General features: G+C 59.4%; 10 protein-coding genes and 2 pseudogenes. 6 read left to right on the plus strand and 6 right to left on the minus strand.

Annotation, left to right across the window (positions count from 1 at the left end; all coding sequences use genetic code 11):
• Positions 1 to 145, plus strand: a 145-nt coding sequence (locus B0O95_RS14885) for a PIN domain-containing protein (protein WP_146064110.1), incomplete at its 5' end; no start/stop codon positions are given.
• Positions 146 to 531: 386 nt separating this feature from the next.
• Here B0O95_RS14885 and B0O95_RS15960 read toward each other — a convergent pair.
• Both B0O95_RS15960 and B0O95_RS16825 read right to left on the minus strand, forming a co-directional pair.
• Positions 532 to 678: a hypothetical protein gene (locus tag B0O95_RS15960; RefSeq protein WP_158249518.1), complete on the minus strand. Its 147-nt coding sequence runs from the start codon at positions 676 to 678 to the stop codon at positions 532 to 534.
• A gap of 97 nt (positions 679 to 775) precedes the next feature.
• Positions 776 to 994 (minus strand): annotated as a pseudogene (locus B0O95_RS16825) (tyrosine-type recombinase/integrase); the annotation flags it as partial.
• A gap of 34 nt (positions 995 to 1,028) precedes the next feature.
• Between B0O95_RS16825 and B0O95_RS14895 the strand changes: the two are divergent.
• Positions 1,029 to 1,208 (plus strand): annotated as a pseudogene (locus B0O95_RS14895) (IS256 family transposase); the annotation flags it as partial.
• A 153-nt stretch (positions 1,209 to 1,361) separates the two neighbouring features.
• Here B0O95_RS14895 and B0O95_RS14900 read toward each other — a convergent pair.
• The 3 genes from B0O95_RS14900 to B0O95_RS14910 all read right to left on the minus strand — a co-directional run bounded on the left by B0O95_RS14900 (position 1,362) and on the right by B0O95_RS14910 (position 3,522).
• Positions 1,362 to 1,691 (minus strand): helix-turn-helix domain-containing transcriptional regulator, encoded by a 330-nt coding sequence (locus B0O95_RS14900; RefSeq protein ID WP_104078545.1) that lies wholly within the window; start codon positions 1,689 to 1,691, stop codon positions 1,362 to 1,364.
• Entirely contained in the window at positions 1,688 to 2,011 is a 324-nt protein-coding gene (locus B0O95_RS14905; RefSeq protein ID WP_104078546.1) for a type II toxin-antitoxin system RelE/ParE family toxin, read from the minus strand. The genes B0O95_RS14900 and B0O95_RS14905 overlap by 4 nt, the downstream gene beginning before the upstream one ends.
• Before the next feature lie 284 nt (positions 2,012 to 2,295).
• The gene (locus tag B0O95_RS14910; RefSeq protein WP_104078547.1) at positions 2,296 to 3,522 is read right to left on the minus strand and encodes a tyrosine-type recombinase/integrase; all 1,227 of its coding nucleotides are present in this window, start codon (positions 3,520 to 3,522) and stop codon (positions 2,296 to 2,298) included.
• 154 nt (positions 3,523 to 3,676) lie between these two features.
• On the opposite strand from B0O95_RS14910, the gene B0O95_RS14915 reads away from it, so the two are divergent.
• The 4 genes from B0O95_RS14915 (at position 3,677) to B0O95_RS14930 (ending at position 6,310) form a co-directional block, all read left to right on the plus strand.
• Positions 3,677 to 4,666 carry a DNA-binding protein gene (locus B0O95_RS14915; protein WP_104078548.1) on the plus strand — a complete coding sequence of 330 codons (990 nt, stop codon included), beginning with the start codon at positions 3,677 to 3,679 and terminating at the stop codon, positions 4,664 to 4,666.
• A 526-nt stretch (positions 4,667 to 5,192) separates the two neighbouring features.
• Positions 5,193 to 5,471: a type II toxin-antitoxin system RelB/DinJ family antitoxin gene (locus B0O95_RS14920; RefSeq protein WP_013428592.1), complete on the plus strand. Its 279-nt coding sequence runs from the start codon at positions 5,193 to 5,195 to the stop codon at positions 5,469 to 5,471.
• Positions 5,443 to 5,727, plus strand: coding sequence for a type II toxin-antitoxin system YafQ family toxin (locus B0O95_RS14925; protein WP_233203443.1), 285 nt, complete (start codon positions 5,443 to 5,445; stop codon positions 5,725 to 5,727). Before B0O95_RS14920 ends, B0O95_RS14925 begins: the two co-directional genes overlap by 29 nt.
• Before the next feature lie 379 nt (positions 5,728 to 6,106).
• Positions 6,107 to 6,310 (plus strand): hypothetical protein, encoded by a 204-nt coding sequence (locus tag B0O95_RS14930; RefSeq protein WP_233203445.1) that lies wholly within the window; start codon positions 6,107 to 6,109, stop codon positions 6,308 to 6,310.
• A gap of 592 nt (positions 6,311 to 6,902) precedes the next feature.
• On the opposite strand, the gene B0O95_RS14940 is transcribed toward B0O95_RS14930, so the two are convergent.
• On the minus strand, positions 6,903 to 7,047 hold a 145-nt coding region (locus B0O95_RS14940; protein WP_146064111.1), incomplete at its 5' end, for a PIN domain-containing protein.

A 7,047-nucleotide genomic window follows, 5' to 3' on the forward strand; every position in this document is an offset into this window, starting at 1 on the left:
AGCGACGAGCGAGCGCAAGAAGGATGCTCTTGACAAGCTGATCGCCGCACACGCGATTGCCCTGGACGTTATTCTCGTTACCAACAACGAGCGCGCCTTTGCCGACTATCCCGGTATCAGGCTCGAAAACTGGCTCAACAAGTAGAAAACTCCAACATGTTTATTAATCTCGAAATTTGGAACGAAGAGCCTTCACGATAAGGGGGGAAGGTACGTGTAAATTCCTATCGTAAGCTTTGAAGTTATGAAATTCGCTTAACTTATGTTCGAATTGCCATAAGCGTCTCGCCGCCTAAATGCCAGAGCACCGTTGCATGCCAGTGCTGCCTCATCAAGGGCCTGGATCAAGGCAGGTGTTGGCATCCATTGACTGCTTTGTACGGTAAAGCGGGTCGCGGCATCGACAACTTTCGCAGTGCTCCCTGTTGTGCTTGATTTGATCGACATTGAGACGGCCCCGCGCATCAAAAGTGACAATCACAAAATCCCGATTGACCACGTGCATGGGCTTGCGATCCATCAGCTCAATGGTCAGGTGCGCGAGGCGCAGCGCTGATCTGCAAACTCCGGCAGGCGATGACTATCCGGAGCACCGAGCATGTTCCAGTAGCGCGTCATTCCGATCTTCAGGACGCCCTCGTCCGGCGTGATCAGAAATATTCGAATCGTGTATCCCATTGCAATAACTTTGGTCGTTGCTCCGGCACAATCGTGATCTCGTTCGTCACCAGGCCGCCTCATTTGGCCAATTTGCGATCGACGCGCTCATATTATTTTAGGCCTTTCGCGCCTCAAACGCCTGATCGAACCGCCGGGCTCGCTGCACTTCGTCGCTGTGCAGATAGATCGACGTCGTCGAGGTTGACGAATGGAGCAGATTGTCGCGCACCATGATCAGCTCGGCGCCTCGGGCCAGCGCATGTGACGCGTAAGTGTGCCGCATCCAGTGTGGGCTCGCGCGGCGCAGCTTCTCCGCCATCGCGGGCCGTTGGGCGGGTCGCAGGAGCAGCCAATAACTAACACGAGCTCTGCGCAAGATTGTGAAGAACCGCGGCCACTTCCCGAGCGACGAAGCCGCCAGCAAACTGTTGTATCTGGCCTTGCGCAACATCGAAAAGGATTGGAAGATGCCGCCTATCACTTGGCGGCAAGCCGTCAATCAGTTCGCCATTCTGTTCGGCGACCGGTTTACGAACGCCATAAGCTGAGATCTTTTAACCGACCTCGGCACACAAGTTTCCTGATACATCCGCCGAAACGAAAGAACATCATCGCATACATTCCGCGGTACAGCTCACGCGTGTTCGAGTAGGCGGCTTCGAGTGCGCGAACCCAGAACTGCTGAGCTAAAGCGCTGACGGTTACGCGTGCGCATGATCTACTGGTTCCACTGACAGGCGCATGCCGACCACCTTCAGTACGGCCAGCAAGGTTTTCAAGGTGGGATTGCCTTTCGGTGAAAGCGCGCGATAAAGCGCCTCGCGCGTGATTCCTGCCTCGGCCGCAACCCATGCTAATCCGCCATAGACTTCCGCGACCGTGCGCAGCGCTAGTAGAGCGCCGGCACGCTCTTTCGGATTATCGAGTGATTCCATCGCCGCTTTCAAGTATTCAATGGCCAGATCACGATCGGCGCGCAGCTCCGCGATTTCCCGCTCGTGATGTGACACGGTTGCCTTTGCCTTCGTCACGCTTGCCTCCGCTTCCAGTCAATCCAGTATTCCTTCGCACGCCGGATATCTGCCGTTTGCGAACGCTTATCGCCGCCGCACAGCAGGATCACGAGCGCATTGCCATGCCGCCCACAATAGACCCGGTAACCAGGACCGACGTGTACACGCAATTCCAGCACTCCTTCTCCAACCGGCTCACAGTCTCCGAAGTTGCCTGCTTGCACTTGACGCAGTCGAAGCCGCACGCGCGCCTGCGCAACGCGGTCGCGTAGCCCATTAAGCCATTCTGTCAGGGGCTCGCGTCCGTTCTCTTGTCGATATCGCAGCAGTTCAGTCATTCTTTATTGTAACTTAAAAGTTACTGGTAGTCATAGTTAAAGTGTGCGCCTGTCATCGGAACCGTGTTTCATTCTCACGGTGGTGTCAGTCGCCGTCATGGTGCAGGTGCCGATTCGGGGCTTGGCGTAGGAGATCACGTTATCGCGTCACTCGGTTGGCTGGGCAATGGGCTGTAGGGCAGGCGCGTTAAACTACTGTCCATTTAAAGAGTGGGGGGCGGTCGTGAACACATTGAGGCACGGGTTCACGCTAGATTCGCACCGCAAGCGCAGCGAGCCGGCAATTAGCGCTGTGACTCCCGAGCAGGGGGCTCGACCGGCTCTTGGTCGCTCCAGTTCATCCGATGGCCGCGCACCGTCTGGCGGTGCCGCGTGTCCTCTTCCTCGTGCAGATACAAGCTCGTCGTGGTCAGCGACACGTGCCCGAGGTTATCGCGCACCGTGCGCAGATCGAGGCCGGCGTCAGCCTGATGCGAGCCGGCCGTATGTCGCAGCCAATGCGCCGACGCACGCACCAGTTCGTCGGCCCGATCGGCGAAGGCGGGCCCGCGCGCGCGTAGCCATGACGCGGCGTCGCGAAAGATCCGCTTGATCGCGTCATGCAGGGCGGAGCGCGACAGGCCGCGGCGCGGGCCACGGAAGGGCACGATCAGCGGCGTGTCCTCGGCCCGGCGGGGCAGCGAGGGCAGGCCACACGCCTGCCGGTAGCGGGCCAGCTCGACGATCAGTTCTGGCGACGCGGGCACGCGCCGCGCGCGTTGCCCCTTACCCACGATCTCGAGCCACCACTGGTCCTGTCCGTCCGGGCCCAGGCGTCGGGAGAAGTCGCCCATGGTGCCGTGGGCGACCTCGGAGAGGCGCAGACCTTGCAGATAAAAGAGCGTGGTCAGCCAGCGACAGCGCGCAGCGTACGCGCGCTGCGCGGCCGTTTCTTGGGGCAGCTGCTCGACAAAGTGTTTGACCTCGTCCCACAGCGACACGGATAAGTAGCGCGTGATGCGCGGCGCCGAGCGCTTGGCGCGCTGGCGCAGTAGCGCCATCGGGTTGCCGCGCAGGTAGCCGGCGTCCACCAGCCACGTGAACAGGCCGTTGAGGATCACCCGCGCTTGCCGCTGGCTCGCTGCGGACAGCGGGCCATTAAAGGGCCGCCAGCGGGCATCGCTGCGAGCATATTTACCCCCGGTGGCCGACACCCAGCGGTTTGCGGGCTGCGGGTCGGCCAGAAACGCGTTGAATTGTTGTAGATCCTCGTGCGTGAGCGACGACAGCGGCTTGCCGAGCTGCACGACGGCCCACAGCATGAGCCGCTCGGCCTCCTTACGGTAGGCCTCGAACGTAGTTTGGGTGTCGGCGTAATTGGATAGCCAGGCGCGCACGGCGTCCAGGTCGTGGCGCGCGGCGAGCTGCGCCGTCTCGGGCGTGCCGCGATTGGTGCCGTCGCGCCCGTCCAGGCGCTCGGGCAACACGAGCGTCTCGACCGGTTGCACGGCGGTGAACGGGGTGACGGGCATGGGTGGGGCGCTCCCAGGGCGGGGGTTAAACAACAAACGACGTTGGTTTATGCTACACGACATTATAGGCGTAATGTCGTGTAGTGCGGCAAATGTGTTAGATATTTAATGTATTACGTAGTATTATTCAAGAAAATCTTTCACGGAAACTGTGATGAGCGATGCCCTGCCCCCTGACGCGGCGCTGGCCACCGAGATCGCGCGCTTGAAGGCCGCGCATCCGAATACGCGCGAGTTGTATCGCGAAGTGTGCGCGCTATTGTTCTTTCATTTTGGCATCACCCCCACCGCGAACCGCCTGTACCAACTGGTGCGCAAGGGCAGCATGGGCACGCCCACCGAGGTTCTCGCCGAGTTCTGGCGCGAGCTGCGTGAAAAAAGTCGTGTCAAGCTTGACCATCCGGATTTGCCCACCGAGCTGCGCGACGCCGCCGGCACGCTCATCGCGACGCTGTGGGAGCGAGCCACGGCCACCGCGCACGCGGCGCTAGAAGACATGCGTGCCGAGGTGCGTGTCGAGCGTGACGCGGCCGCCGCCGAGGTGGCCGCCGCCCGAGAGGCCGCGGCGCACGCCGAGCGCATGCTCGAGACGCACCACGCGGCGCTGCTCGCTGCGCAGGCACGCCTGCAGGAACTGGAGCCCGCGCTTGCGGCGGCTGAAGCAGCGCGCCAGACACTGCACACGGAAGTCGAGCGTTTGCAACGCGATGCACAGGAGCGGGACGCCGCACTCGCCCAAGCGCGCGCCGATTTTGCCCGCGAACTCGATAAGCTGCGGGCCGACACCGCGCGCGCCGAAGCGCGGCTGCAAGCGGCCGAAAAGCGCGCGCTCTTGGAGACCGAGCATGAGCGCCGCACCAGCGCGCGTCTGATCAAGGAACGGGATGCGGCGGTGCGACGCGCTGACGAGAGTGACGCGCAGCGCCGCGCTGAGCGGCAAGCGCTACAAGCGCAATTGGGGGACGCACGCCAGCAAATTGGCGTGCTGGAAGGCAGCTTAGCCGCGCTGCAGCGCGTGACCGCCGACGCTGAAAAAGCGCGGCGCGTGCGGCAACGCACACCCACCAAGACCGCATCGGGTCGGGCCACCGGCCCGATTGGGCGGCCGCGCCCGCCCACGCGTGCGCTCAAAAAGACGCCGTGACGCCGTCACCGACATTCGCTTTTTATACAAAGGCTCATGTGGCCGCAGGCCGGTTAGCAAGCATAGGTCAGCCCATAGCCGATCTCGGGCAGGCCTCGAATCATCATCGCTCCGGAGAGCACTGGTCGGCAGGCGACCAAGATAACGGGCCAGCCGCTTATATTCATCTAATGTTATGGTGCGCACCACATTGTGGCTACCACGGTTTTGACGCGGAATCAGTGTAGATTGCTGTTGGCTAGCCTTGCCGGATCGGGTATGCGCCAGTGCATCCCAATCAATCCGACTAAACGACTCCCTGACCTCTCGCTCATCGAATTGTTCGGCTACCCAGCCCCTGACGAATGCGTGTCGGTGAAAGGGTTGAAAAAGCTGCTCACTGCTCGCAGCACCGCGTGCACTAAGAAGTGAGGCCGCTTGCCGTATGATTTTCCGCACTAAGAAGCTACCCCAATCAAAAACACAGTGTGTCTTGCTGGCCATCGCTTGGTGAGATACAATGTATCTCACATGATAGGAGGTCGCAATGGCTACAACGACAATGGTTCACATTCGTATTGACGAAACCGTCAAAGCGCAGGCTGCGCAAACGTTAGCCTCGATGGGGCTGACTGTCTCTGATGCCATTCGAGTCTTCCTGACGCGCATCGTGGCAGACAAAGCGCTGCCCTTTGCGATCCAAGCGCCCAATGCGGCCAGCCGTGCCGCCATGGCTGAAGCTCGCGAAATCATCGAGAGCCGCCACGTTCGCTTCGCAACTTCTGACGCCTTGATGAATGACCTTGAAAAGAACACCCGAAAGTAAGCGGGCCACTCTACCGCGCGCGTCAGATTACACCAAAGCATTTCTCAAGGACTGGCAACGTCTGTCTTACTCGGGCCGGTACGATATGAACCGGTTGAAAGAGGTCATGACGTTGCTTGTTGCCAATGATGGCCCGCTTGCTGCTGAGTGGTTGGATCACTCGCTTGCGGGAGAGTGGGACAATCACCGGGAGTGTCACGTTGGGGCGATTTTCTGCTTATTTATAAGCTCGCTGATATCGGCAAGCATGGCTTAGTGATCTTCGTCCGAGCTGGCACGCATTCCGAACTTTTTTCTTAGCAGGACAAAAGGGCCTTCACCGCGCGCTCGACGTGTCGGTGGCCGGCGCTACTGCGCTCGCCCGAGCTGCGCAGCGTCTTACGAGAACGAAGCGACCAGACGCTGGACGATAAATAGCTCACCTGCCCTTGCCAGACACCATACATAATGAGTAGCAACGTACCTAGCACTTTGTTGCGCGGTCGCTCCAGCAGCGACGGCTAAATCATTACGTTCGTGTGGGCGGCATCCGGCCGTGAATGTCCCACATCAGGCCAGCCCTTGTCTCACGCAAAGTCATCCAGCCGTTTGGGCGTCAGCGCTGCCACCATTTCCTGCCACGAGAGAAACATGACGTGACTTTCCTTAAAATGCTCGCCTTGCACTTCGCCGGAGGGGGCGTTTTTTCTTTTCTGCATCACCGCGACGGACGCGGCATGTCGATTCAGGCAAACCGCATGTTGTGCCGGACATTACCAGTTGGTGTAATCATCGTATATGGTACGGCAGCGGGCGATAGCGGACGTGAAGCGAAATTTTTCCCGCAAGCGGAAGGATAGCCAATTTCACTTGCGAGTGAGGGCAATAGACGAGCATTTTGCCAATATGTTTTGCGAGGCATCAAAGACTTGTTGCGTCGCTTCAAGCTCGGCTTCTTGCCTGGCGCTGCTGGGAGCGTCAAAGTCAATGCCTATCTTGCAGCGCGACATGCAATGCCCGTCGCACCGCCCGCGCGAGACGGATTGCGGTATGACGGGAAAGCCCCTAAGTAATAGCATAATTGCATCCGTCGGCCTCGACCACGATGCACCATTTTGCCAAGCACCTGCGATCGGGAAGCCGCCACGGCGAGGCTTGCGGCTCACTGGATGCCGCATGCAGCGACAGTAGTTCAACGCAGCGCTCGCCCCGCGAGACCAAGCAAAACGCCATCAATCCGATGCATCCAGGCCCTTGATGAGGCAGCACTGGCATTGCAACGGTGCTCTGGCATTTAGGCGGCTAGACGCTTATGGTAATTCGAACATAAGTCGAGCGAATTTCATAACTTCAAGGATTATGATAGGAATTTGCGCGTACCTTGTTCACTCCCATTGTCGTGGCGAGGCTCTTCGTTCCAAATTCCGAGATTAATAAACATGTTGGAGTTTTCTACTTGTTGAGCCAGTTTTCGAGCCTGATACCGGGATAGTTGGCAAAGTCGCGCTCGTTGTTGGTAACGAGAATAACGTCCAGGGCAATCGCGTGTGCGGCGATCAGCTTGTCAAGAGCATCCTTCTTGCGCTCGCTCGTCGCT

The organism is Mycetohabitans endofungorum, from assembly GCF_002927045.1.
Classification (GTDB): domain Bacteria; phylum Pseudomonadota; class Gammaproteobacteria; order Burkholderiales; family Burkholderiaceae; genus Mycetohabitans; species Mycetohabitans endofungorum.